Raw genomic sequence first — 22,972 nt, 5'->3', positions numbered from 1 at the left:
CCTGGAAGGCGTGGGTCAGCGGGCGGAGGGGCAGTCGACGACCTGGGCGCGGCGCCAACCCAGCCAGCCGGGGTGGATGGCCACGCAGGCGCGGTCGCCGACCCTGACGGCGCGGTAGCGGGCCTGCGAGACGCCGAGTTCTTTCAGGACGGGCAAGGACGGCGCGGCGTCGGCTACGCGCAGGGTGAGGCCCGGATCCTTGTCGGCCGAGCCGGTTCGTTCGACGACGGTCGCCGGATGTACGACGGCCGGGGCCCGGTCGAACAGGGCGTTGGCCAGGCTGATCGTGCCCCAACCCCAGGCCAGGGCCACGAACGCCGAGGTGATCGCGCGCCATGGATGGCCGGCCGCTTTCTCGACGCGCCAGGCCAGGGCGAAAGGCGCGGCGGCCAGGGCGGCGCCCGCGCCGATCGGCGGCAGCCAGTCCACGGTGTGGATGTCGAACAGGGCGCGAAGCGCCAGGGCGGCGCTGGGCGCGAGCCAGAACATAGTCAAATTGACGTGCGGGTCGTTGTCGTCCCCTCCGATCAACACCACCAGGCCGGGCCATAGGTTGGCGGCGGCCAGGGCGATCAGCGGTGTCAGGACGCCGGCCAGGATCGCCAGCTCATAGGGGCGGGGATAGACGAAGATCCAGGCCGCGAGGGCCAGGCCGCCCCAGGTCAGGTAGGCGGCCAGGCGGTGCAGGGACCCCAGGGCCTGGAGCCGCTGCTCGGGATTGCGACCCAGCCGCGTATCGGCCGCCATCACGTCGATGACGGCGTTATGGTCCTCGATGTCGAGGTCCTTCAAGGTCTCCAGCCAGGCGGCCCAGACCGGGTTCTCGACGACATTGAGGGGGACGACCAGATCCTTGGCCTCGCCGGGGACGGCGACCAGGCGGATCTGCTTGGTCGCCAGCTGCGGGCGATAGCCGGCGACCTGGGCGCGGCGTAGGACGCGTTCGCGGAACAGTTCGCGATGCTCGACGCGGTCGGACAGCAGGCGAGTGTAGCCGACCTGGACGGCGGCGACGGTGTAGGCCGCCGCCAGGACAAAGCCCGCCGCGATCAGATCGGTCAGGCCATCGGCGTAAACATCGGGCGTCAGGCGGTTCCAGACCGCCGCGCCGATCGCGCAGGCGGCGAGCACGGCCGCGCTGATCGACGAGGTCCAGGCCGTCTTGACCGGCGTCCTGACTTCGCCCCCCGCGGCCGTCGGCCGCGCCGTTCTCGTTCCCGCCAAGGCCATGCTCCCCGAACGCCACCGCCTGGACATAGGCGAGCGTGGGCCAGGGCGATAGTCCCGCCTCAGGGCTTGGGCGGTTCCGGCGGCGGCTTTGTCCGCCCCAGCCCGCGGGCGTGGCCCCAGTAGCGGCCGGACACCCGCTTCACCGCGCCCGCCTCGCGCTGGATGATCTCCCAGGGGTGGAAGGCCAGGCCCACCGTGTCGGCCATGGCCGCGCCGCGCTGGCCCATCGGCTTCTCGGGGCCGGTGGTGGAGTCGATGGCGGTCTGGTGCTCGATCTCGGCGTTCAGCTCGGCCCCGACCAGGACGGTCATGATCGAGAACCACATCCAGACCATGAAGGCGATCACCGTTCCCAGCGGGCCGTAGGTGGCGTCGTAATGGGCCACGCGGTTGACATAGACCGAGAACACCAGCGAGCCGCCCAGCCAGGCCGCCGCCCCGAACACCGCGCCCCAGATCACCCAGCGCCAGCGGGGGCGGGCCCGGCAAGGGGCGAAGCGGTACAGCATGGCGAAGGCGACCGCCGTCACCGCCAGCACGATCAGCCAGCGCAGCGGGATCCAGATCGCCGCCGCCGAGCTCAGCCCGATCCGCTCGAACAGCACCGGCGCGGCGATCAGCACGCCGGCCAGCACCACGGCGTAGAGCAGGGCGCAGAAGGTGAAGGCGTAGGTCCAGGCCGTCTTGGCCAGGAAATGGCGCTTCTCGTCCTCGTCATAGGCGATGTTCAGCCCGTCGAAGAGCGCCTTCATGCTGGCGTTGGCCGACCAGATCGACAGCAGCAGGCTGAGCACGAAGGCCACGCCCAGCTTGGTCTGCTCTTGGCTGGCCAGGCGCAGCATCTGCTCGCCGATGATGTTGACGACGCTGGCGGGGAAGACGTTGGACATCTCCTGCAGCTGCTTCTCGACCGCCCCGACGTCGGCGAACAGGCCGTACAGCGAGACGAAGGCGCCGATGGCCGGGAAGATGGCCAGCAGGGTGTAGAAGGTCACGCCGCCGGCCACGGCGGGCAGGCGGTCGACGCTGATCTCGCGGAAGGTGCGCCAGAGGATGTCGCGCCAGCCCAGGACGGGAATGCGGTGCGGGTGCCGGGCCGCCCGGCCGCGCATCGGCTCGGCCCTGTCGAAGTCGTGCGGCGGCATGGCCCGGTCCTCGGACAGGCCCGGCGGATGGTCCAGCGGCGTCTCGTGCGGCCCGTGCGGACGTCCGGGCTTGGGCAGCACGAAGGGGACCAGGGCCAGCAGCGCGATCCAGGGGGCCAGATGATAGGGCCGAGAGGCGATCCACGACCGGATCGGGCGCCGCGGCACGGGGTCGGTCATGGTCTGGGCCCTCCGCTGGGGGAACACGTCGGCCGCGCCTCCGTTCCGCCGGCCCAAGCCATACCTTGCCAAGCGCCGAGTCGTCGCCGACCTTGCGCGCCATGCAAGCCCGGATCGCCAGCCTCTATCGCCACCCCGTCAAGGGATTCACGCCCGAACGCCTGGGCCGGGCCGAGCTGGCCGCGGGCCGGTGCTTCCCCTGCGACCGCCTCTACGCGGTCGAGGAGGGGCCCAGCGGCTTCGACCCCGAAGCGCCCGACCACATCTCGAAGATGAAGTTCACGGTCCTGGCCAAGATCCCGGCCGTGGCCAAGGCGCGGACGGCCTATGACGAGGCGACCGGGATGTTCAGCGCCAGGGCCGAGGGCCTGGCCGACTTCGCCGGCGACCTGCGCGGCGACGAGGGGCGGCGCGGGTTCGAGGCCTGGCTGGCGAAGTTGCTGGAGGGCGAGATCAAGGGCCCCTTGCGCGTGATCGAGGGGCCGGGCGACCACCGGTTCATGGACAGCCGCAGCGGCTATGTCTCGATCGTCAACCTGGCCAGCGTCCGCGACCTGGAGGGCAGGCTGGGCCGGCCGGTGGATCCCCTGCGCTTTCGCGCCAACCTCTATGTCGAGGGCTGGCCGGCCTGGGTCGAGAACGACTGGACGGGCCGGGCGATGCGGGTGGGCGGGGCGAGGGCCGAAGTGCTCAAGCCGATCGTCCGCTGCGCCGCCACCCACGTCGACCCGGTCACGGCCGAGCGCGACATCGAACTGGTGAAGGCCCTGTTCGACCACTACGGCCACATGTTCTGCGGCGTCTACCTGAAGGTGGAGGCGGGCGGAGCGGTGGCCGAGGGGGATGAGGTGGCGGTGGTCTAGCCTTGAGACCTAGGTGGGCCGCTGAGCCGCATGGCGGATACGCACGACTTCAACCACGTTCGCGCGGATACGGTAGCGGATCAGGTAGGGTTGCACGATCAAGAGCTCATGCACGCCGTGTGCGACCCGCCTTCCCCTCTCCGGGTGGCGTTCCAGCGTTTCGATGGCGGCGTCAAATCGGGCCGCCATCCGTTGGGCCGCGAGTGGTGCGCCTTGCGCATGGATATAGGCGCAAGCCTCTTTCAGTTGGTGGAGCGCGAGCGCGGAGACCGTGACTGTGTAGGTTTGAGGCTTCGTGGTCATGCGCCGATTGTGGCGTCACGACGCCCTGTCTTGGGGGCTGTTTCAATCGCCTATGCGTGGGGTCGGCAACACATCGGCCGTTCCCCACGAACGAAGCCAGCGCTTCACCGCCTCGCCCGAAACGACGCGGCCAGCGTCGAGATCGGCCAGGCCTTCAGCGTCGGCCGCCGCTTCGGCGTCTTCGTCCAAGTCATGCAAATTGGTCGGTTCGGGCTTCATGGGGACAAGCCTAGCACGATCTACCTGTGTGGAGGAGGGCGGGGCTCGATGGCTTCCACACCTTCGCCTTGCAGCTTTTCTTCGATGAAGGCGTCGAAGTCGAAGTTCTCGATGAAGCCGCTCCGTTCGCCTTTGCCTAGCGCGGTTCTGAGCGCCTCCAGCTTGGTCTGATGCTCGAGCAACGCCCGCCCCGCGTGGACGACTTGGTCGGCTGACCGGTATCGTCCTTCGCGCAGCAATGTCGCGATGAAGGTTTGAAAATGTTCGTCGAGCCTGACAGAGGTGGGTCTGCTCATCGGGGACTCCGACCTCGAGGGTAGCAAACCTCGCCACCACGACAATGTCGCGCCCGCCGAAAAGGCGAAGTAAGAACCCGCCCATGACCCTGACCCTCGTCAAAGCCTGGAACGCCGCCAAGGACCGTCTGAAGAACGTTCAGATCGACCAGCCGGCCATCGACGCCCGTCTGCTGCTGGAGGTGGCCGCCGACGTCACCCGCACCGACATCATCACCGATCCCTATCGGGTGCTGACCGAGGCCCAGATGGCGACGCTGGACGATTTCCTGAACCGCCGCGCCCGCCGCGAGCCGGTCAGCCACATCATCGGCCGCAAGGGTTTCTGGAAGATCCTGCTGCAGGTCAACAAGCACGTCCTGACCCCGCGTCCCGAGACCGAGGTCATCGTCGACGAGGTGCTGAAGGCCTTCCCCGAGCAGATACCGTTCAACATGCTGGACCTGGGCGTCGGCTCGGGCACGATCCTGCTGGCGGTGCTGGCCGAGCGCCCCGCCGCCAAGGGGCTGGGGATCGACGTGTCGGAAGAGGCCCTGGCCGTGGCCCGCGAGAACGCCGCCAACCTCGACCTCAGCGGCCGGGTGGCCCTGCTGCGCGGCGACTGGACCAACGGCCTGGGCGACGACAGCTTCGACCTGGTGGTCTCCAACCCGCCCTACATCGCCACCCATGTGATCGAGACCCTGGAGCCGGAGGTCCGCGACCATGAGCCGCGCCTGGCCCTGGACGGCGGTCCCGATGGCCTGGACGCCTATCGTTTCCTGGCCGGCGAGATCCTGCGGGTGCTCAAGCCCGGCGCGATGTTCGCCGTCGAGATCGGCTACGACCAGTCCGAGGCGGTCGAGACTCTGTTCAGGGAGGCCGGCGCCCAGAACGTGCGGACCATCAAGGATCTGTCGGTCAACGACCGCGTTGTCACCGGTACCAAATAGTGAGCTGAAAAATCCCTTGGAAACCCTGGCGTGAGGCGGTAGACGGATAAGGTCTCCTTCCAAAACGCCGGGTGACGGGAAAAGCGGTTGTCTCGATGACCGTAAGACTCCCCCGGCAGGCGCGAACGGCCGACCTGGCTGATCGCCGCGCCCGAACCGGGCGGAGGCTCTACGGAAACCAGCGTCTCTAGAACATCGAAGGCAGGACCTACCAGGGTTCACCCCGCTCCAGAGGCCAAACACCGGACGCGCAGATCGCCGCCGGACAGGTTCAGAAGAGAAGATGAGAGATTTCAAGGGCATGAAGCGCCAGCGCGGCCGCAACAATCGCGGTGGAGCGGGTAGCGGCGGCAAGCCTCAGCAGCACAACGCCAACCGGGCTTTCGATTCGAACGGCCCCGAGGGCGTGAAGGTGCGCGGCGCGGCCCAGAGCGTCTACGAGAAGTACCAGCAGCTGGCTCGCGACGCGACGTCGTCCGGCGACCGGGTCCTGGCCGAGAACTACCTGCAGCATGCGGAGCACTATTTCCGCGTCCTGCGCGCCATCCAGCCGAATCGCCCCGTCAGCGACATCATCGGCAAGGACGCCTATTCGGCCTACGAGATCGACTTCGAGGCCGAGCCCGAGGAGCAGCCCGAGGCTCCGGAGGCGGCCCAGGCCGAGGCTTCGGCCGACGGCGAGGGCGGCGAGGGCCAGGGCGGCGAGCCGCGCCGCGACCGGTTCGAGAACCGCTCCCGGGACGACCGTCCCAGAGACGGGCAGCGCGACGACCGTCCCCGCGACAACCAGAACCGCGACGGCCAGGGCCAGAGCCGCCGCGACCGTTGGCGCGACCGCGACGATCGCCAGCGCGACGACCGTCCCCGGGATGATCGTCCGCGTGAGGATCGCCCCCGCGACGACCGTCCGCGTGACGATCGGCCCCGCGATGACCGTCCGCGCGATGACCGTCCCCGCGACGATCGCCCGCGGGAAGACCGCTTCCGCGACGAGCGTCCGCGCGAGGACCGCGTGCGCGAGGATCGCCCGGCCGCCGCCGAGGGCGCCGAGCAGCCCCAGGCCGAAGGCCGCCGCGAGCGTCCGCGCCGTGAGCGGGCGCCGCGCGACCGCGATCCGATGGCCGTGATCGAGCCCCAGGCCACGCCGCTGACCAGCGAGGCTCCGGCCTCGCCGCTGCTGCGCGGCCAGGACGGCGACGTCAGCCACGCCCCGGCCTTCCTGGGCCGCAAGTCGACCCGCGCCGAGGCTCCGGCCGAAGCCGCGCCGGCCGCTCCGTCCGTCGCTTCGGACGAAGGCGAGGCCCCGGCCAAGCCCAAGCGCCGCCGCGCCCCGCGCAGCTTCGAAGGCAGCGCCGCGCCGGAGTCGGAAGAGGTCTAGGCTTCTTCCGATCACCTCTCCTGCTGTCATCCCGGCCCTAAGCTGCGCTTCGGCCGGGATGACAAGTCTTTTGCGGCGCGTCGTGGCGCGCCCCCATTGCGTTGACCGCCAAACCCCGCCTAGCCTCGCCCCGACACATTAGGGGGCGAGCATGCGCGGCAAGACCAAGACCTTTCTCCTGACGGCCGCGGCGCTGTCGGCCCTGGCCGCGACCTCCGCCGTGGCCGCCCCCGCGGACTCCGGCGAAGCCGCCTTCCGCGGGCTCTACAAGGAGCTGGTCGAGATCAACACCACGGCGTCGGAAGGCAGCTGCACGGCGGCGGCCCAGGCCATGGGCGCGCGGCTGAAGGCGGCGGGCTTTCCCGACAGCGACGTGCGGGTGGTCTTCCCCGACGAGCACCCCAAGGCCGGCGCCCTGCTGGCCACCCTGCACGGCAAGGACCCCAAGGCCGGCGCCATCCTGCTGCTGGCCCACATCGACGTGGTCGAAGCCAAGCGCGCGGACTGGGAGCGCGATCCGTTCAAGCTGGTCGAGGAGAACGGCTATTTCTACGCTCGCGGGGCCAGCGACGACAAAGCCATGGCCGCGATCTTCACCGACAGCCTGGTGCGCTACAAGCAGGAGGGCTTCAAGCCCAGGCGCGACCTCAAGCTGGCCCTGACCTGCGGCGAGGAGGGCGGCCAGTTCAACAGCGTGCCCTGGCTGCTGGAGAAGCATCCCGAGGCCATGAAGGCCGACTTCGCGCTGAACGAGGGCGACGACAGCCAGCTGGACGACAAGGGCCAGCCCCGGCTGCTGGGCATCCAGGTCGGCGAGAAGGTCTACATGGACTACACTCTCGAAGTGACCAACGCCGGCGGCCACTCCTCGCGCCCGGTCAAGGACAACGCGATCTACCATCTGGCCAACGGCCTGGCGCGGCTGGGCGCCTACGACTTCCCGATCGCCCTGAACGACGCCACCAAGGGCTATTACGAGCAGACCGCCCGGATCGAGCCGGACCCCGAGGTGGCCGGCGCCATGCGGGCCATGGTCAAGGACCCGACCGACGCGGCGGCCGCCGCCATCCTGGCCCGCGATCCGGGCCGCAACAGCATGATGCGCACCACCTGCGTGGCCACCATGGTCGAGGCCGGCCACGCGCCCAACGCCCTGCCGCAGCGCGCCAAGGCCAACGTCAACTGCCGCATCCTGCCGGGCAACGACCCCAAGGCGATCCGCGACCAGTTGGAAACGATCGTCGCCGACCCGGCCATCAAGATCACCCTGGCCGCCGACCCCGACCCGGTCAGCCCGCCGCCGCCGCTGACGCCCCGGATCATGGCCCCGGCCGGCAAGGTCGCGGCCAGGATCTGGCCGGGGGTTCCGTTCATCCCGGCCATGCTGACCGGCGCCACCGACGGCCGCTTCACCAACGCCGCCGGCGTGCCGACCTACGGCCTGTCGGGCCTGATGGCCGGCGTCGACGGCGACCACATCCACGGTCTGAACGAACGCATCCAGGTCCGGGCGCTGATGAACGGCCGCCAGTTCCTCTACGAAGTGGTCAAGCTGTACGCAGACGGGCGGTAGGGCGGTAGAATGGGAGCTGTCGCGGAAGATAAGTCTCTGGATGTGTCGCAACTAGGAAGGTAGTGTTCCAGGCATCGCAGGGGGCGAGACCGCCATGGTCGACACCAGGGAAGACGATCTCAAGGCAGAGAAGCATCGGCCCAGGAGGGCCCGGGTCGCGGGCGGCGTCGAGGCGCGGTATCGCGCCATCGTCGACACGGCGGTCGACGCGATCGTGGTGATCGACGAGGTCGGGCGCGTCGAGGCCTTCAATCCCGCCGCCGAGCGCCTGTTCGGCTATTCGGCCAAGGCGATCATCGGCCACAATATCCGCATGCTGATGCCCGAGCCCTATCACGGCGAGCATGACGGCTACCTGGCGCGCTACCGTGAAACCGGCGAGCGGCGGATCATCGGCATCGGCCGCGAGGTCTCGGGCCGGAGACAGGACGGCTCGACCTTCCCCCTGGAGCTGTCGATCGCCGAATGGCGCGAGGGCGGCGAGCGCTTCTTCACCGGCGTGATGCGCGACATCACCGAGCGCAAGCGCGCCGAGGAGCTTCAGCGCCTGCTGGTCAACGAGCTCAATCACCGCGTCAAGAACACCCTGGCCACGGTGCAGTCCGTGGCGGGCCAGACCCTGCGCAACGCCGCCGACCTGGAGGGCGCGCGCGACTCGCTGACCATCCGGCTGCTGGCCCTGGCGCGCGCCCACGACCTGCTGACCCGCGAGAGCTGGGACGGCGCCGAGATGCGCGACCTAGTCGACTCGCTGATCGCCTCCCACGGGGACGCGGCGCGGTTCGCGGTGCAGGGGCCCGCGTTCCGCCTGGCCCCCAAGGTGGCCCTGTCGCTGTCGATGGCCTTGCACGAGCTGATGACCAACGCCACCAAGTACGGCGCCCTGTCCAACGAGGCGGGGCGCGTGGCCCTCACCTGGGGGCGAATGAAGGACGCAGAAACCGAGCGGCTGGATCTGCGATGGGAGGAAATCGATGGCCCTTCGGTCACAACGCCAAGCCGCCAGGGCTTTGGCAGTCGTCTCATCACCGGGGGGCTGGCGCGGGAACTGGGCGGCGACGTCCGGCTCGAATATCCGCCAACCGGCGTCGTCTGCACGATCAGCGCCGCGCTCGCAAAACCTGGCCAGCCCAGCCGCTTCATCCAGGGCGCGGCTTGAGCCGCTGCGAGTCCTGATCGTCGAGGACGAACTGTTCGTCGCCATGCTGGTCGAGGACATGCTCGGCGACCTGGGTTGCACGATCGTCGGGTCCGCCGCGTCGGCGACCGAGGCCGAGAGGGTCGCGCGGACGGCGCAGATCGATTTCGCGCTGCTGGACGTCAATCTCGACGGCGAGACCTCGTTCGCCGCCGCCGACGTGCTGCGCGGTCGCCAGATCCCCTTCGCCTTCGTCACCGGCTATGGCGAGCAGGGCGTGCGCGCCGACCTGCGCGACGCGCCCGTCCTGTCCAAGCCCATCGATCCGCGGCAACTGGCCCGGGTGATCGAGGCCGTCGATTAGGTTTCAGGTGTCCGGCTGGCCCCGTTGGGCGATAGACAATGGGGTTCCTCCTCTTTCATGTTGGGGACCTGCCGCCTGTCCGCCGGAGTTTCCCCTTGCGTCGCGCCTTTCCCGTCCTCGCCGCCTTGGCCCTTTGCGCCTGCGCCTACAATCCCGAACTGGGCCGCCAGCAGATGACCATCGTCGATGACGCCAGCCTGGCTCAGGCCGGCGAGCAGGCGTGGAGCCAGGCCCTGGCCAAGAGCACCGTCAGCCGCGACCGGGCGGCCAACGCCCGCGTGCGGTCCGTCGGCCAGCGGGTCGTCAACGCCGCCGGCCTGGGCCAGCGGCCCTGGGACTATGCGGTGTTCGAGGACGCCGCGCCCAACGCCTTCGTCCTGCCCGGCGGCCACGTGGGGGTCACCACGGGCCTGCTGACCATCGTCGACAACGACGACCAACTGGCCGCCGTGATCGGCCACGAAGCTGGCCACGTCGTCGCCCGCCACGCCGCCGAGCGTCAGTCGCAGACTCTGACCTCCAGCCTGGTGCTGGGCGTGCTGGGCGCCGCCGCCGGCTCGTCCGACGCGGCCCGGGCGATCTCCAGCTACGGCGGCGGCGCGGCCAAGTACGGCTTCCTGCTGCCGTTCTCGCGCAAGCAGGAGCTGGAGGCCGACCGCCTGGGCGTCGACTTCATGCAGCGGGCCGGCTACCGCCCGCGCGAGGCGGTGATCCTGTGGCTGCACATGCAGGCCAACGGCGGCTCCAACACCCCGCAGTTCGCCTCGACTCACCCGTCGGACGCCACGCGGATCGCGGCGTTGGAAGCCTATATTGCTCAGCGGGGGTGGTAGGGTCTCACCTCCTCCGCGAGCGGGGGAGGTGAGGAACGCAGGTTCCTGCGGCGCGGCCCTTGTGTGGCTGAACGGCCACACCTAAATCCCGTCCTGGGTCGCCCGTGCTCAAAGGAGGCGGACGGCCCAGATCCGCCCATGGAGGGGATACCGCATGAAGATCGATCTCTATTCCGACCGCGCCAAGTCCGCGGTCCAGTCGGCCCAGAGCCTGGCCCTGGCCAAGGGGCACCAGCAGCTGGGGCCCGAACACCTGCTGAAGGTCCTGCTCGAGGAAAAGGACGGGCTTTCCCGCGCCCTGATCCAGAGCGCCGGCGGCCGGCCCGACGCGGCCGACGCGGCGACCGACGCCCTGCTGGCCAAGACGCCCCGCGTCGACGGGGCCGGCGGCCAGCTCTACATGAAGCCCGACACCGCCCGGGTGTTCAGCGCGGCCGAGGAGGGCGCCAAGAAGGCCGGCGACGCCTTCGTCACCACCGAGCGCCTGCTGATCGCCATCGCCAAGGAAGGCGGCGACGCGGCCAAGATCCTGAAGGACGCCGGGGCCTCGGCCCAGGGGCTGGAGACCGCCGCCGCCGCCGTGCGCAAGGGCCGCACGGCCGACAGCGCCAGCGCCGAGGAAGGCTATGACGCGCTCAAGCGTTACGCCCGCGACCTGACGGCCGCCGCCCGCGACGGCAAGATCGACCCGGTGATCGGCCGTGACGAGGAGATCCGCCGCACGATCCAGGTCCTGTCGCGCCGCACCAAGAACAACCCTGTCCTGATCGGCGAGCCCGGGGTCGGCAAGACCGCCATCGTCGAGGGCTTGGCCCAGCGCATCGTCAACGGCGACGTGCCCGAGAGCCTGAAGGACAAGAAGCTCCTGTCGCTGGACATGGGCAGCCTGATCGCCGGCGCGAAGTATCGCGGCGAGTTCGAGGAGCGGCTGAAGGCCGTGCTCGGCGAGGTCACCGCCGCCGAGGGCTCGATCATCCTGTTCATCGACGAGATGCACACCCTGGTCGGGGCCGGGAAGGGCGACGGGGCGATGGACGCCTCCAACCTGCTCAAGCCCGCCCTGGCGCGCGGCGAGCTGCACTGCGTGGGCGCCACCACGCTGGACGAGTACCGCAAGCACGTCGAGAAGGACGCGGCCCTGGCCCGTCGCTTCCAGCCCGTGTTCGTCAGCGAGCCGACGGTGGAGGACACCGTCTCGATCCTGCGCGGCCTGAAGGAGAAGTACGAGGTGCACCACGGGGTGCGGATCAGCGACAGCGCCATCGTCGCCGCCGCCACGCTCAGCAACCGCTACATCGCCGACCGCTTCCTGCCCGACAAGGCCATCGACCTGGTCGACGAGGCCGCCAGCCGGGTGCGGATGCAGATCGACAGCAAGCCCGAGGAGCTGGACGAGATCGACCGCCGCCTGGTGCAGTTGAAGATCGAGCGCGAGGCCCTGAGCAAGGAGACCGACGCGGCCTCCAGGCAGCGCCTCGAAAACCTCGAGACCGAGATCGACGACCTGCAGTTCCGCAGCGACGAGATGACCGCCCGCTGGAAGGCCGAGAAGGACAAGGTCGGCGGCGCCGCCCAGGCTCGCGAAGCCCTGGACCGCCTGCGCGCCGACCTGGCGACGGCCCAGCGGGCCGGCGACTTCGCCCGCGCCGGCCAGATCCAGTATGGCGAGATCCCGGCCCTGGAGCGTCGCCTGGCCGAGGCCGAGGCCGGCGAGAGCGGCGGCGGGTCCGAAAAGGCCCTGACGCCGGAAGTGGTCGACGCCGAGCAGATCGCCGCCGTGGTCAGCCGCTGGACCGGCGTGCCGGTCGAGAAGATGCTGGAAGGCGAGCGCGAGAAGCTGCTGAAGATGGAGGACGCCCTGCGCGGCCGCGTCGTCGGCCAGGACGAGGCGCTGGAAGCCGTCTCCGACGCGGTGCGCCGCGCCCGGGCCGGCCTGCACGACCCGTCCAAGCCGATCGGCTCGTTCCTCTTCCTGGGCCCGACGGGCGTGGGCAAGACCGAGCTGACCAAGGCCCTGGCCGAGTTCATGTTCGCCGACGAGCATGCGATCACCCGTATGGACATGTCGGAATACATGGAGAAGCACTCGGTCAGCCGGCTGATCGGCGCACCTCCCGGCTATGTCGGCTATGACGAGGGCGGGGCGCTGACCGAAGCGGTGCGCCGGCGTCCCTACCAGGTGGTGCTGTTCGACGAGATCGAGAAGGCCCACCCGGACGTCTTCAACGTGCTGCTGCAGGTGCTGGACGACGGCCGCCTGACCGACGGCCAGGGGCGGACGGTCGATTTCCGCAACACCCTGATCATCATGACTTCCAACCTCGGGGCCGAGTTCCTGGCCAGTCAGGAAGATGGCTCCGATGTGGAGGAAGTTCGTCCGCTGGTGATGAACACGGTGCGCGGCCACTTCCGCCCCGAGTTCCTCAACCGGATCGACGAGATCATCCTGTTCAAGCGCCTGTCGCGCGCGAACATGGGCGACATCGTCCGCATCCAGCTGCAGCGGGTCGATAGAATGCTGGCCGAGCGCCGCATGACCCTGGCCCTGGAGGCCGAGGCGCTGCAGTGGCTGGCCGACAAGGGTTACGACCCGGTTTATGGCGCGCGGCCGCTCAAGCGCGTGATTCAGAAGGACCTGATCGACCCGATCGCCAGGAAGTTGCTGGCCGGCGAGCTGGAGGACGGCGGGGTGATCGCCGTCGGCGCCGGTCCGGACGGCCTGGAGATCGGCAAGGCGACGCTGCAGTAAGGCCGGCCGCGGCGAATCCCAGACGGGCGCGTCCAAGAGGCGCGCCCGTTTTTTCTGTCTGGCCTAGACGGAAAAACAGGTCCAGGATGGCCACTCAACCTCCGTACATTGCAAATATTTATTGGGAACCTTTGCCCTAGCTCCGCGTTCGCGCGCGCTATTTAAAAGTGTCGCTTAGACTTTCGCGACCATGGCCAAGTCTGTCTAGAACAGGCCCAGAATTCGCCTCTTTCGAATGTCGATTTTTAACCAACGAAGCGCCGCTGCTGGGCTGTCGAACAGTTCAGCTTGGCGATCGGTGTTGAAACAAAAAAGACGGAAGGGTGTGCCATGATTAGCATGAATTATAAAATGATGATGGTGAGCGCTCTGGTGGCTGGCGGGCTGTCGGTCAGCGGCTGCGCGACCAAGGGCTATGTCAACGACCAGGTCGGCGTGGTGAACACGCGGGTCGACGGGACGGAGACCAAGCTGGCCGAGGTCGACCGGACCAGCCAGGAAGCGCTGAAACGCGCGACCGACGCCGGCAAGCTGGCCGAGGGCAAGTTCCTGTACTCGGTGGTGCTGAGCGACGACTCGGTGAAGTTCCCGCTGAACCGGCATGAACTGTCGCCGGAAGCCGAGCAGCGCCTCGCCGACTTCGCCTCGAAGCTGAAGGGCGACAACAAGAACGTCTATCTCGAGATCCAGGGCTTCACCGACGCCACCGGCGATCCGCAGTACAACGAGACCCTGGGCAATGAGCGGGCCGAGACCGTGCGCAAGTTCCTCAGCAAGCAGGGCGTGCCGCTGAACCGCATGGCGACGATCTCGTACGGCGAGGAAGATCCCGTGGCGCCGAACGACAACCCCGACGGCCGGGCCCAGAACCGCCGCGTGGTGATCCAGGTCCTGTCCTAGGCCTGAGCCCCCGTCATCCGGGTGTCCCGGACTGACGGGGGCGGTTTGCAGCCGTCGATGCTCCCGTCGGGCTTCGCCGGCCACCTCCTCCGTTTCACGGGGGAGGCGCCGCGATGCGGATACGCATCGTGGCGGAGGGGGCGTCAGGCGTCCGCGGCTTCCTTCGCCTTGGCGACCAGCGCGTCGTCGATCTCGGCCGCCCGCTTGGCGGCCGGGCGCTGGCTGATCCCGGCCCAATAGGCCTCGAAGGCCGGGCGCTTCTCGATCGAGCCGAACATCATGCCCCAGCCGATCTGCGAGCCGACATAGACGTCGGCGGCCGAGAACCGGTCGCCGGCTATGTAGGCCTTGCCGGCCACCGCCCGTTCCAGGGCGTTCAGGGTGTCCTCAAGGCAGCCGTAGCCGGCCATGACCCTGCGGTCGTCCGGCACCACGAAGCCCAACGACTTGTTGGTCACCGCCGCCTCGACCGGCCCGCAGGCGAACATCAGCCAGCGATAATAGGTCCCGCGCTCGGGCGAGGTGGTCGGCGGGGCCAGGCCCGCCTCGGGGAAGGCGTCGGCCAGGTAGGCGCAGATCGCCGCGCCCTCGGTGACGGTCACCCCGCGGTGAGTGATCGCCGGCACCTTGCCCATCGGATTGACCGCCAGGTACTCGGGCGCCTTCATCGACGTGGCGTAGTCGAGCACGACGGTGCGGTAGGGCGCGCCGACCTCCTCGAGCATCCAGCGGACGATGCGGCCGCGCGACATGGGGTTGGTGTAGAAGACGAGTTCGTCGCTCATGGCTGGCCCTCCGAGAGCCCGTCCGAAGGACAGGCTCGTTCAAGCAGGGAGAGCGTGACAGGCGCCGAAACCGGCATCCACTTTCGGCTGTCACGCTCTCGGGTGGCGCGATCCTAGCGCGCGCGGCCCGCCGTGCAATCTCGACGATCGATGTTCTTCGAAAAACCGCTCAGGCCGTGGTCCGCAGCCTCTCGGCCGGCGCGGCGGCCATGGCGCGGTTGAGCGCGTCGACCAGGCCGGCGGCGGTCATCGGCTTGGACACCGACCCGTCGAAGACCCCGCCCAGGCCCTCGGGACGGGCGTCGGCCGAGAAGGCGATGATCGGCGTGGCGGCGTTGGGGCCGCCCCCGCCGCGGATGCGCAGGGCGGCCTGGGCGCCGTCCAGGCGCGGCATGCGCAGGTCCATCAGGATGGCGTCGAACGGGCGGACAGCGGCGGCGGCTACGCCTTCCTCGCCGTCCACGGCCTCGGCCACCTCGGCCCCCAGGGCGGTCAGGATGGCGGTGACCAGTTCCCGGTTGGCGGGGTTGTCGTCGACGATCAGCACCCGGCAGGCGGGTGGCAGCGGCGAAACGACGGTCTCCCCGGGGGCGTGGGCCTCGGCCCGGGCCGTCGAGGGGGCGACGATGTCGAAGCTGAAGCAGGCGCCCGCGCCCGGAGCGCTGACGACGCCGATCCGGCCGCCCATCGCCTCGACCAGGCCCTTGCAGATCGCCAGGCCCAGGCCGGTGCCGCCGTGCTTGCGGGTCAGGCCGGCGTCGACCTGGGAGAAGCGGCGGAACAGCAGGTCGATGTCCTCGGGGGCGATGCCGGGGCCGGTGTCGCGCACCGAGACGCTCAGTCGTTCGGCGGCGTCGTCATAGGCGGCGGTGACGGTGATCGATCCGACCTCGGTGAACTTCACCGCGTTGCCGATCAGGTTCAGCAGCACCTGGCGCAGGCGGCCGCCGTCGATCAGCAGGTCGGCGGGCAGGCCGGCCAGGCCCTCGGCGCGCAGGGCCACGCCCCAGGCGTCGGTCTCCAGCGAGAACAGGTCCAGCGCCTCCTCGATCAGCGGGGCGGGGGCGACAGGCTCCAGCTTCAGCTCCAGCTGGCGGGCCTCCAGCTTCGAGAAGTCCAGGATGTCGTTGATGGTGGTCAGCAGCGCCTTGCCGCCGCTCAGCACCCGGCCGATGAAGCGGCGCGCGTCGGGCGACAGGTCCGGCTCGTCGTCGACCAGGCGGGCGAAACCCAGCACCGAGGTCAGGGGCGTGCGCAGCTCGTGGCTCATATTGGCCAGGAACTCGCCCTTCGCCTCGGCGGCGGTCTCGGCCGCGTTGCGGGCCTCGCGCAGCTGGCGCTCCATGGCCTTCTGCTCGGTGACGTCACGGACGATGTCGGTGATGCCGGTGACGATCCCGGTCAGGGGATCGCGCTGCAGGCCGGGGCGGGATTCCAGCCAGATCACCTGGCCGTCCTTGCGGATCGCGCGGTACTCGACGCGGGCCGGGCCGTTGTCGTGGTGGGCGGCCATGTGGGCGATCTGTTCGATGACGATGGCCCGGACGGCCTCGCGGTCATCCTCGTGCACGGCGGTCATGCCCTCGCGGCCGACCAGTTCGTCCGGCGCGTAGCCCAGCATGGCCACACAGGCCGGCGAGACGTACTGGATGACGCCGCGCAGGTTGCTGTGGACGATCATGTCCTGGGCTTCTTCAGCCAGCTGGCGGAAGCGCGCCTCGCTGCGGATCGCCGCGGCGTTGGCCTCGGTCATGTCCTGCAGCATCTGGCGCCGGCGCCGCTGGATCGAGGCCACGGGCAGGCTGATGAAGATCGCCGTGGCCAGGAACAGCTGCAGCACGATCGCCTGGTCGGGCGAACTCGCCTGCAGAAGCGTGATCGGGCCACGGCCGGCCATGGTGAAGATCACCGCCACCACCGCCACCAGGGTCGCGCTCAGCGCCGCGCCCAGCACCTCCAGCTGCCAGGCGACCAGCAGCATCACCGGCGGGATCACGAACAGCAGCGGCCGGTGCTGGAGGAAGACGCCGACGGTCACCGCCAGCAGCAGCAGCAGGCAGGCGACGCCGCTGGCCGACAACGGGCGCTCGCGCAGATAGTGGCGCACGCGCACCAGGGCCAGCAGGCAGGGGGTGATGGTCATCAGGCCCAGGATGTCGCCCAGCGACCAGACGCCGATATTGGCCAGCAGCGCGCCGCCGCGCATGGCGGTGTGGATCGAAGCGGCCACGGCGCCGGTGGCGACCGGGACGGCCAGGCCGCAGATCAGGGCGAAGGCGATCATGTCGCGGGCCCGGCCCAGGTCGATCTCCTGGCCGCAGGCGCGGCGCATGCCCCAGGCGCAGACGAAGATCTGGACCATGTTGCAGCTGACCAGCGCGATATTGACCGCCGCGAGGTCGCCGGCATGGGCCCCCGCCGCCAGGCCGCCGGCCAGGCATCCCAGCAGCACCGCCGGCCAGTGGCGGTTGCGGCACGACAGCAGGCAGGCCACGCCGAAGCCGTTGGACAGCCAGATCGGCGCCACCTGGCCGATGTTCTGGGGGAATTCGACGCAGAGATAGGCCAGCAGGGCGTAGCCGATCGCCGCGCCCACGGCCAAGGCTGTGGTCTTCAGGATGTCGCCGCCCGTCCATTTGGAGATCGGCCGCGTCGGGGCGGAGGATGTGGTCTCTGTCATGCTGCTTTCGCGGGGCGCCCGACCGCCCAGGTCGGGGACGCCGTAAAGCAGGGATAGGTCGAAGGCCTTAAGGAACAGTGGCTTGCGGCGCGGGCCGTCGCCGCGTGCTCGAGGTCGCGCCCGGCCTCTACGAGCCGAAACCCGCCGCCACGGCCAGCCGCGCGACCTCGGCGATCACGGCGTTGCGGCCGTTGTCGTCCAGCGTCGAGCGGCTCAGATAGGCGGTGATCAGCAGCGGCGGCCGCCCCGGCGGCCAGATCATGGCGATGTCGTTGGTGGTTCCGACCCTGCCGTCGCCCCAGCTGCCGGTCTTGTCGCCGACCTTCCAACCCCTCTTCTTCCAATCAGGGGGCAGGCCGGCCCTCAGGCGCTTGTCGCCGGTCTGGTTGCCGACCAGCCAGGCGGCCAGTTGCTGGCGCGAGGCCGGCGACAGGACCGGACCCAGGGTTAGGGCGCGCAGGCTGGCCAGCATGGCGCTGGGCGAGGTGGTGTCGTGGATCTCGCCGGGCCGCACCACGTTCAGGGCGGGCTCGTAGCCGTCCAGGCGGGTCACCGTGTCGCCCAGGCCGCGCAGGAAGGCGGTCAGGGCCGGCGGGCCACCGAAGGTGTGGAGCAGGAGGTTGGCCGCGGCGTTGTCGCTGAGGGTGACCGTCGCTTCGCACAGCGCTCCGACGGTCATGCCCTCGCCGACGTGCTTCTCGGTGGCCGGCGAATGGGCCGTCAGCACGCCCCTGCCGTAGCGGATCCGGCGATCCAGCCGTTCCTGGCCCTGGTCCACGCGCTTGAGCACCAAGCCGGCGACGAGGGCCTTGAAGGTGCTGCACAGGGCGAAGCGCTCGTCGCCGCGATGGGCGAAGGCCTTGCCGTCGGCGGTGTCCAGCACGGCGACGCCCAGCCGGCCGCCGCTGCGGGCCTCCAGGGCGGCAATATCCCGGCTAATGCCGCTGGTCAGCCGCGCGGTCGCGGCCGAGGCGGCGGGACGCGCGAGGGAAAGGGCGGGCAGGGCGGAAATAGCCGTTAACACCTGGCGTCGATCGATCATCGGGTCCTCCATGGCCCGCAGGATGGGCGAGAGATGACCCCCGGATCAAACGATGATACTTCGGCCAAAACCCTAGAAAATTTTGGGTGTCGAGATGAGTCGCGCGCAGCTTCCCCTGAACGCCCTGCGGGCCTTCGAGGCCTCGGCCCGGCATCTGTCGTTCACGCGGGCGGCCATCGAGCTGTGCGTGACCCAGGCGGCGGTCAGCCATCAGGTCAAGGGCCTGGAGCAGCGGCTGGGGGCCAGCCTGTTCCGTCGCCTGCCGCGCGGCCTGGCCCTGACCGACGAGGGGCTGGCCCTGCTGCCGACGGTGCGCGACGGCTTCGACCGCATGGGCGCGGTGCTGGAGCGGTTCTCGGCCGGGCGGGTGATGGAGGTGCTCAGCGTCGGGGTGGTCGGCACCTTCGCGGTGGGCTGGCTGCTGCCGCGCCTGCCGGCCTTCCGCGAAGCCCATCCGTTCGTCGACCTGCGCCTGTTCACCAACAACAACCGCATCGACATCGCCGGCGAGGGGCTGGATTGCGCGGTGCGCTTCGGCGACGGGGCCTGGCACGGCACCGAGGCCGCGCCGCTGTTCGCCGCCCCGATGACGCCGCTGTGCGCCCCGGCCGCGGCCGAGCGCCTGAAGACCCCCGAGGCCCTAGTCTCCGAGGTCCTGCTGCGCAGCTACCGGGCCGACGACTGGCCCGACTGGTTCGCCGCCGCCGGCCTGGTCCCGCCGCCGATCCGCGGGCCGGTGTTCGACAGCTCCTGGGTGATGGTCGAGGCGGCGATGCAGGGCGCCGGCGTGGCCCTGGCCCCATCGATGATGTTCGCCCGTGACCTGGAGCAGGGGCGCCTCGTGCGGCCGTTCGCCCTGGAGGTCGGGTCGGGGATGTACTGGCTGACCTGGCTCAAGTCGCGGACCGTCACGCCGGCCCTGGCGGCGTTCCGGGATTGGATGATCGAGCAGCCTTCCTAGAACCGCTCATCCCGGCGAATGCCGGGACCCAGATCCTGAAGCGGTGTGGCTGATTGGAAGACCTCGACATTCCTGGCGTCAGCCCAGGCGCCATTCCATCTGGGTCCCGGCATTCGCCGGGATGAGCGGATCAAAAATCAAGCGATCATCTCCGGATCGTTCCGTCTCAGCCACGCCGAGGCGTAGCTGCACAGCGGCACGATCTTCATGCCCTCGCTGCGCGCCGTGTCGGCGACGTATTTCATCAGGCGGCCAGCCGCGCCGGCGCCGCGCAGGGCGGGGTCGGCCTCGACGTGGGGGATCACCAGGCGGTGGCCGCTGCGCTGGTAGTCGGCGAAGGCGAGGCGCCCGTCGACTTTCAGTTCGTAGCGGCTCTTGGCGGGGTTGTGGCTGAAGGCGTCGGTCATGACTCGCATATGGGCTGGACGGCGCGCCGCGCCAGGAGTGTTAATGGCTTTGGGGGCTAACGCGCGAGCGAGGTGGGCGATGCGGGCTCTGTGGATGTTTGTGGCGTTCGGAAGCTTGGCCGCCGTGGCGGCTTGCGGCCAGAAGTCTGAAACCGGGACGGCGGAGGCGCCCAAGGCCGCGGCCGCGGCCTCGCAGGCGACGGCGCCCGCCGCGGCGACGCCGGTCCCGACGGCCTGGCCCAAGCGCAAGCCAGGCCTGTGGACCCAGACCATGACCCTCAAGGCGCAGGGCTTCACGCGCAGCTTCCGCTTCTGCGTCGACGCGACCAGCGACGAGAAGATGGGCCTGGACAGCCAGGGCGACGACAAGCGTTGCCAGCGCAAGTCGATGACGCGCGGGGCCGACGGAAGCTGGACGGTCGTCTCGGCCTGCGACATGGGCCCGGCCGGCAAGACCGACAGCACCATCCGCGTCTCGGGCGATTTCGACACCCGCTATGTGATGGACATGACCAGCACCACGACGGGCGCGGCCCAGCCGGCGATGAACGGCGAGCACAAGATGAGCATGACCGCCGAGTGGTCGGGCGCCTGCCCGACCGGCTGGAGCGGCGGCGACGTCGAGATGCCCGGCGGCCGGCGGATCAACCTGCTGACCAAGGCGGTGTCGGGCGGATAGGGTTCTAGTGCTTCAACACCCCAGCGATTGTCATCCCGGAAGCCTCGCAGAGGCTGTCCGGGACCCAGGGGACTGGGCTGGCGCGTTGCGGTTCACCTGGATCCCGGACAAGCGCTACGCGCTTTCCGGGATGACAACGGAGAGGGCGCGTCCCTAGACCAGCTCCACCGCCATCGCCGTGGCCTCGCCGCCGCCGATGCACAGGGACGCCAGGCCCTTCTTGCCGCCGCGCGCCTGCAGGGCGGCGATCAGGGTGCACAGGATGCGCGCGCCGCTGGCCCCGATCGGGTGGCCCAGGGCGCAGGCGCCGCCGTTGACGTTCAGCTTGTCCGGGTCGATGCCCAGCTCCTGCTGGGCGATCATGGCGACCACGGCGAAGGCCTCGTTGACCTCGAACAGGTCGACGTCGGCGACCTCCCAGCCGGCCTTCTTCAGGGCCTTGCGCATGGCCGGCACGGGCGCGGTGGTGAACAGGCCCGGCTCGTGGGCGTGGGCGGCGTGGGCCGCCACGCGGGCGACGATCGGCAGGCCCAGGCGCTTGGCGACGCTTTCGCGGGTCATGACCAGGGCCGCGGCGCCGTCGCTGATCGAGCTGGAATTGGCCGCGGTGATCCCGCCGTCGCGGGCGAAGGCCGGGCGCAGGGTCGGGATCTTGGCGGCGTCGGCCTTCAGCGGCTGCTCGTCCGTGTCGACGACCTCGCTCCCCTTGCGGGTGACGACGCTGACCGGCGTGATCTCGGCCTTGAAGGCCCCGCTCTCGACGGCCTTCTGGGCCTTGGCCAGGCCCTTGACGGCGTAGTCGTCCATGGCCTCGCGGCCGAACTGGTAGGCAGCCGCGCTGTCCTCGGCGAAGGCGCCCATCAGCTTGCCGGGCGTGTAGGCGTCCTCCAGCCCGTCCAGGTACATGGAGTCCAGCATCTGGTCGTGGCCGATGCGGGCGCCCGAGCGGTGCTTGGTCAGCAGGTAGGGAGCGTTGGTCATGCTCTCCATGCCGCCGGCCACGATGATCTCGGCGCTGCCGGCCGCCAGGGCGTCGTGGGCCATGATCGCCGCCTGCATGCCGCTGCCGCACATCTTGTTGACCGTGGTCGCCTCGACCGACAGCGGCAGGCCCGCCCCGACCGCCGCCTGGCGGGCGGGGGCCTGGCCCAGGCCGGCGGGCAGGACGCAGCCCATGAAGATCTGCTCGACCTGGTCGCCGGAGACGCCGGCCCGTTCGATCGCCGCCTTCACCGCCGCGGCTCCCAACTCGGTGGCCTTGGCCCCGGCCAGCGCCCCCTGGAAGCCGCCCATCGGCGTGCGGGCGAAGGAAACGATGACGACCGGATCGGCGGCGCTGGACATGCTTGAACTCCACCCTGGGGATTTTGCGGCGGAATAGACCCCCTTCGGCGCGGTCAGTGCAAGTCTTTCGCGCAAAAAGCGGGTCGCGACGAAACGCGGATGATTCCGCCGCAACCCCCAGTGCGCAACCGAGAGAGTCAATTGCTATAAAAAACCTACCCGCGTAGGTCTGCAAAAGCAACCCTTGCATTCCCCGGCGTAAGGCTTCACCTTCGCGCGATGGGCCGCACCGCCGACTACACCAACGAACGCTGCGCCATCGCCGCCACCCTCGAGGTCGTCGGCGATCCGTGGACCCTGCTGATCCTCCGCGACGCCTTCCAGGGCGTGAAGCGGTTCGAGCAGTGGCAGGAGCGCCTGGGCGTGGCCCGCAACGTCCTGGCCGCCCGCCTCAAGAGCCTGGTCGCCCACGGGGTGCTGGAGCCGCGCCGCTATTCGGAACGTCCGCCACGCCAGGAATATGTGCTGACGCCCAAGGGGCGGGCCCTGTCGCCTGTGCTGCTGACCATGGCCGAATGGGGCGACCAGCACGTCTATGGCCTGGGCAAGGGACCGGTGCACTTCGTTCACAAGACCTGCGGCTGCGACTTCCATCCCAAGCTGGCCTGCGAGGCGTGCGGCCAGATCGTCGACGGCCGCGACCTGGGCCGGGTGGTGCACGACGAGCAGGCTCTGACCGTCGGCGAAGCCCTGGAGGCCTCGACCCGGATCGCCGCCGAGTGAGCTTTCGCTTCCACGTCCATCGCGCCAAGCCGGCCTACCGGCTGGTGACGGCGGACGGGGCGGGGTTTCCGGCCGGCGCCGACCCCGACGACTGGCGCTTCACCCGGCTGCGCGAGCGCGCCGACACCAATCCCGACGTGGCGCGACTGGTCGATGAAACCGGCCATTGCCTGTTCAAGATCGGCCTGGGATTCGACGAGATCATTTGATCCACAGGTTTGGCCGGCTGTGTCGGAACTCCGACGCAA

Annotated in this window: 23 protein-coding genes; 13 read left to right on the top strand and 10 right to left on the bottom strand. The window is 69.7% G+C overall.

What is annotated here, in order from left to right; translation table 11 throughout:
- Positions 1 to 15: 15 nt before the first annotated feature.
- Together BM066_RS03060 and BM066_RS03055 are read right to left on the bottom strand one after the other, a co-directional pair.
- Positions 16 to 1,224 carry a hypothetical protein gene (locus tag BM066_RS03060; RefSeq protein ID WP_026176562.1) on the bottom strand — a complete coding sequence of 403 codons (1,209 nt, stop codon included), beginning with the start codon at positions 1,222 to 1,224 and terminating at the stop codon, positions 16 to 18.
- 65 nt (positions 1,225 to 1,289) lie between these two features.
- Entirely contained in the window at positions 1,290 to 2,555 is a 1,266-nt protein-coding gene (locus BM066_RS03055) for a YihY/virulence factor BrkB family protein (protein ID WP_018062172.1), read from the bottom strand.
- Between the two features lie 101 nt (positions 2,556 to 2,656).
- Between BM066_RS03055 and BM066_RS03050 the strand changes: the two genes are divergently transcribed.
- Positions 2,657 to 3,418, top strand: a complete 762-nt coding sequence (locus BM066_RS03050) for an MOSC domain-containing protein (protein WP_018062173.1) — start codon at positions 2,657 to 2,659, stop codon at positions 3,416 to 3,418.
- A 9-nt stretch (positions 3,419 to 3,427) separates the two neighbouring features.
- On the opposite strand, the gene BM066_RS03045 is transcribed toward BM066_RS03050, so the two are convergent.
- From BM066_RS03045 to BM066_RS03035, 3 genes are read right to left on the bottom strand one after another with little or no spacing between them, the layout of a single operon-like run.
- Positions 3,428 to 3,721 carry a type II toxin-antitoxin system RelE/ParE family toxin gene (locus BM066_RS03045; RefSeq protein WP_026176563.1) on the bottom strand — a complete coding sequence of 98 codons (294 nt, stop codon included), beginning with the start codon at positions 3,719 to 3,721 and terminating at the stop codon, positions 3,428 to 3,430.
- Positions 3,722 to 3,763: 42 nt separating this feature from the next.
- A complete protein-coding gene (locus BM066_RS03040) occupies positions 3,764 to 3,940 on the bottom strand; it encodes a hypothetical protein (protein ID WP_018062175.1) in 177 nt (58 codons plus the stop codon).
- 20 nt (positions 3,941 to 3,960) lie between these two features.
- Positions 3,961 to 4,236: a type II toxin-antitoxin system ParD family antitoxin gene (locus BM066_RS03035; protein ID WP_049801112.1), complete on the bottom strand. Its 276-nt coding sequence runs from the start codon at positions 4,234 to 4,236 to the stop codon at positions 3,961 to 3,963.
- Positions 4,237 to 4,319: 83 nt separating this feature from the next.
- Between BM066_RS03035 and prmC the strand changes: the two genes are divergently transcribed.
- The 8 genes from prmC (at position 4,320) to BM066_RS02995 (ending at position 14,103) form a co-directional block, all read left to right on the top strand.
- Positions 4,320 to 5,168, top strand: coding sequence for a peptide chain release factor N(5)-glutamine methyltransferase (gene prmC / locus BM066_RS03030; RefSeq protein WP_018062177.1), 849 nt, complete (start codon positions 4,320 to 4,322; stop codon positions 5,166 to 5,168).
- A 283-nt stretch (positions 5,169 to 5,451) separates the two neighbouring features.
- Positions 5,452 to 6,546: a DUF4167 domain-containing protein gene (locus BM066_RS03025; protein WP_026176564.1), complete on the top strand. Its 1,095-nt coding sequence runs from the start codon at positions 5,452 to 5,454 to the stop codon at positions 6,544 to 6,546.
- Positions 6,547 to 6,697: 151 nt separating this feature from the next.
- Positions 6,698 to 8,119 (top strand): M20/M25/M40 family metallo-hydrolase, encoded by a 1,422-nt coding sequence (locus tag BM066_RS03020; protein ID WP_018062179.1) that lies wholly within the window; start codon positions 6,698 to 6,700, stop codon positions 8,117 to 8,119.
- Positions 8,120 to 8,213: 94 nt separating this feature from the next.
- Complete coding sequence (locus tag BM066_RS03015; RefSeq protein ID WP_018062180.1) at positions 8,214 to 9,278, top strand: sensor histidine kinase; 1,065 nt, start codon at positions 8,214 to 8,216, stop codon at positions 9,276 to 9,278.
- A 4-nt stretch (positions 9,279 to 9,282) separates the two neighbouring features.
- On the top strand, positions 9,283 to 9,621 hold the full coding sequence (locus BM066_RS03010; protein WP_255367459.1) for a response regulator: 339 nt from the start codon (positions 9,283 to 9,285) through the stop codon (positions 9,619 to 9,621).
- 95 nt (positions 9,622 to 9,716) lie between these two features.
- On the top strand, positions 9,717 to 10,454 hold the full coding sequence (locus tag BM066_RS03005; RefSeq protein WP_018062182.1) for a M48 family metallopeptidase: 738 nt from the start codon (positions 9,717 to 9,719) through the stop codon (positions 10,452 to 10,454).
- Between the two features lie 154 nt (positions 10,455 to 10,608).
- Positions 10,609 to 13,203, top strand: a complete 2,595-nt coding sequence (clpB, locus tag BM066_RS03000; protein ID WP_018062183.1) for an ATP-dependent chaperone ClpB — start codon at positions 10,609 to 10,611, stop codon at positions 13,201 to 13,203.
- Between the two features lie 330 nt (positions 13,204 to 13,533).
- Positions 13,534 to 14,103: an OmpA family protein gene (locus tag BM066_RS02995; RefSeq protein WP_026176566.1), complete on the top strand. Its 570-nt coding sequence runs from the start codon at positions 13,534 to 13,536 to the stop codon at positions 14,101 to 14,103.
- Between the two features lie 143 nt (positions 14,104 to 14,246).
- Here the strand turns inward: BM066_RS02995 and BM066_RS02990 are convergent, their stop codons facing one another.
- The 3 genes from BM066_RS02990 to bla form a co-directional block, all read right to left on the bottom strand.
- Positions 14,247 to 14,888 (bottom strand): glutathione S-transferase family protein, encoded by a 642-nt coding sequence (locus BM066_RS02990; RefSeq protein WP_018062185.1) that lies wholly within the window; start codon positions 14,886 to 14,888, stop codon positions 14,247 to 14,249.
- A 169-nt stretch (positions 14,889 to 15,057) separates the two neighbouring features.
- Positions 15,058 to 17,568 carry an MASE1 domain-containing protein gene (locus BM066_RS02985; RefSeq protein WP_018062186.1) on the bottom strand — a complete coding sequence of 837 codons (2,511 nt, stop codon included), beginning with the start codon at positions 17,566 to 17,568 and terminating at the stop codon, positions 15,058 to 15,060.
- 127 nt (positions 17,569 to 17,695) lie between these two features.
- Positions 17,696 to 18,610 (bottom strand): class A beta-lactamase, encoded by a 915-nt coding sequence (gene bla / locus BM066_RS02980; protein ID WP_049801113.1) that lies wholly within the window; start codon positions 18,608 to 18,610, stop codon positions 17,696 to 17,698.
- Between the two features lie 94 nt (positions 18,611 to 18,704).
- On the opposite strand from bla, the gene BM066_RS02975 reads away from it, so the two are divergent.
- Positions 18,705 to 19,571, top strand: a complete 867-nt coding sequence (locus tag BM066_RS02975; protein ID WP_018062188.1) for a LysR family transcriptional regulator — start codon at positions 18,705 to 18,707, stop codon at positions 19,569 to 19,571.
- A gap of 137 nt (positions 19,572 to 19,708) precedes the next feature.
- On the opposite strand, the gene BM066_RS02970 is transcribed toward BM066_RS02975, so the two are convergent.
- Positions 19,709 to 19,978, bottom strand: a complete 270-nt coding sequence (locus tag BM066_RS02970) for a GNAT family N-acetyltransferase (protein WP_018062189.1) — start codon at positions 19,976 to 19,978, stop codon at positions 19,709 to 19,711.
- A 94-nt stretch (positions 19,979 to 20,072) separates the two neighbouring features.
- Here BM066_RS02970 and BM066_RS02965 point away from each other — a divergent pair, with 94 nt between their 5' ends.
- Complete coding sequence (locus BM066_RS02965; protein WP_255367451.1) at positions 20,073 to 20,657, top strand: DUF3617 domain-containing protein; 585 nt, start codon at positions 20,073 to 20,075, stop codon at positions 20,655 to 20,657.
- Positions 20,658 to 20,810: 153 nt separating this feature from the next.
- On the opposite strand, the gene BM066_RS02960 is transcribed toward BM066_RS02965, so the two are convergent.
- Positions 20,811 to 22,001 carry an acetyl-CoA C-acyltransferase gene (locus BM066_RS02960; protein ID WP_018062191.1) on the bottom strand — a complete coding sequence of 397 codons (1,191 nt, stop codon included), beginning with the start codon at positions 21,999 to 22,001 and terminating at the stop codon, positions 20,811 to 20,813.
- 219 nt (positions 22,002 to 22,220) lie between these two features.
- Between BM066_RS02960 and BM066_RS02955 the strand changes: the two genes are divergently transcribed.
- Both BM066_RS02955 and BM066_RS02950 read left to right on the top strand, forming a co-directional pair.
- A complete protein-coding gene (locus BM066_RS02955; RefSeq protein WP_018062192.1) occupies positions 22,221 to 22,724 on the top strand; it encodes a winged helix-turn-helix transcriptional regulator in 504 nt (167 codons plus the stop codon).
- Positions 22,721 to 22,933, top strand: a complete 213-nt coding sequence (locus BM066_RS02950) for a hypothetical protein (RefSeq protein ID WP_018062193.1) — start codon at positions 22,721 to 22,723, stop codon at positions 22,931 to 22,933. The genes BM066_RS02955 and BM066_RS02950 overlap by 4 nt, the downstream gene beginning before the upstream one ends.
- Positions 22,934 to 22,972: the final 39 nt, after the last annotated feature.

This window comes from Caulobacter sp. UNC279MFTsu5.1, assembly GCF_900114015.1.
Lineage (GTDB): Bacteria > Pseudomonadota > Alphaproteobacteria > Caulobacterales > Caulobacteraceae > Caulobacter.
This window is presented reverse-complemented; position numbering and strand designations above follow the sequence as displayed.

Excerpts from the sequence above, each read along its gene's own strand:
- BM066_RS03055 (WP_018062172.1), bottom strand. The coding sequence starts at position 2,555 with ATGACCGACCCCGTGCCGCGGCGCCCGATCCGGTCGTGGATCGCCTCT.
- BM066_RS03050 (WP_018062173.1), top strand. The coding sequence starts at position 2,657 with ATGCAAGCCCGGATCGCCAGCCTCTATCGCCACCCCGTCAAGGGATTC.
- BM066_RS03045 (WP_026176563.1), bottom strand. The coding sequence starts at position 3,721 with ATGACCACGAAGCCTCAAACCTACACAGTCACGGTCTCCGCGCTCGCG.
- BM066_RS03040 (WP_018062175.1), bottom strand. The coding sequence starts at position 3,940 with ATGAAGCCCGAACCGACCAATTTGCATGACTTGGACGAAGACGCCGAA.
- BM066_RS03035 (WP_049801112.1), bottom strand. The coding sequence starts at position 4,236 with ATGAGCAGACCCACCTCTGTCAGGCTCGACGAACATTTTCAAACCTTC.
- prmC (WP_018062177.1), top strand. The coding sequence starts at position 4,320 with ATGACCCTGACCCTCGTCAAAGCCTGGAACGCCGCCAAGGACCGTCTG.
- BM066_RS03025 (WP_026176564.1), top strand. The coding sequence starts at position 5,452 with ATGAGAGATTTCAAGGGCATGAAGCGCCAGCGCGGCCGCAACAATCGC.
- BM066_RS03020 (WP_018062179.1), top strand. The coding sequence starts at position 6,698 with ATGCGCGGCAAGACCAAGACCTTTCTCCTGACGGCCGCGGCGCTGTCG.
- BM066_RS03015 (WP_018062180.1), top strand. The coding sequence starts at position 8,214 with ATGGTCGACACCAGGGAAGACGATCTCAAGGCAGAGAAGCATCGGCCC.
- clpB (WP_018062183.1), top strand. The coding sequence starts at position 10,609 with ATGAAGATCGATCTCTATTCCGACCGCGCCAAGTCCGCGGTCCAGTCG.
- BM066_RS02995 (WP_026176566.1), top strand. The coding sequence starts at position 13,534 with ATGATTAGCATGAATTATAAAATGATGATGGTGAGCGCTCTGGTGGCT.
- BM066_RS02990 (WP_018062185.1), bottom strand. The coding sequence starts at position 14,888 with ATGAGCGACGAACTCGTCTTCTACACCAACCCCATGTCGCGCGGCCGC.
- BM066_RS02985 (WP_018062186.1), bottom strand. The coding sequence starts at position 17,568 with ATGACAGAGACCACATCCTCCGCCCCGACGCGGCCGATCTCCAAATGG.
- bla (WP_049801113.1), bottom strand. The coding sequence starts at position 18,610 with ATGATCGATCGACGCCAGGTGTTAACGGCTATTTCCGCCCTGCCCGCC.
- BM066_RS02975 (WP_018062188.1), top strand. The coding sequence starts at position 18,705 with ATGAGTCGCGCGCAGCTTCCCCTGAACGCCCTGCGGGCCTTCGAGGCC.
- BM066_RS02970 (WP_018062189.1), bottom strand. The coding sequence starts at position 19,978 with ATGACCGACGCCTTCAGCCACAACCCCGCCAAGAGCCGCTACGAACTG.
- BM066_RS02965 (WP_255367451.1), top strand. The coding sequence starts at position 20,073 with ATGTTTGTGGCGTTCGGAAGCTTGGCCGCCGTGGCGGCTTGCGGCCAG.
- BM066_RS02960 (WP_018062191.1), bottom strand. The coding sequence starts at position 22,001 with ATGTCCAGCGCCGCCGATCCGGTCGTCATCGTTTCCTTCGCCCGCACG.
- BM066_RS02955 (WP_018062192.1), top strand. The coding sequence starts at position 22,221 with ATGGGCCGCACCGCCGACTACACCAACGAACGCTGCGCCATCGCCGCC.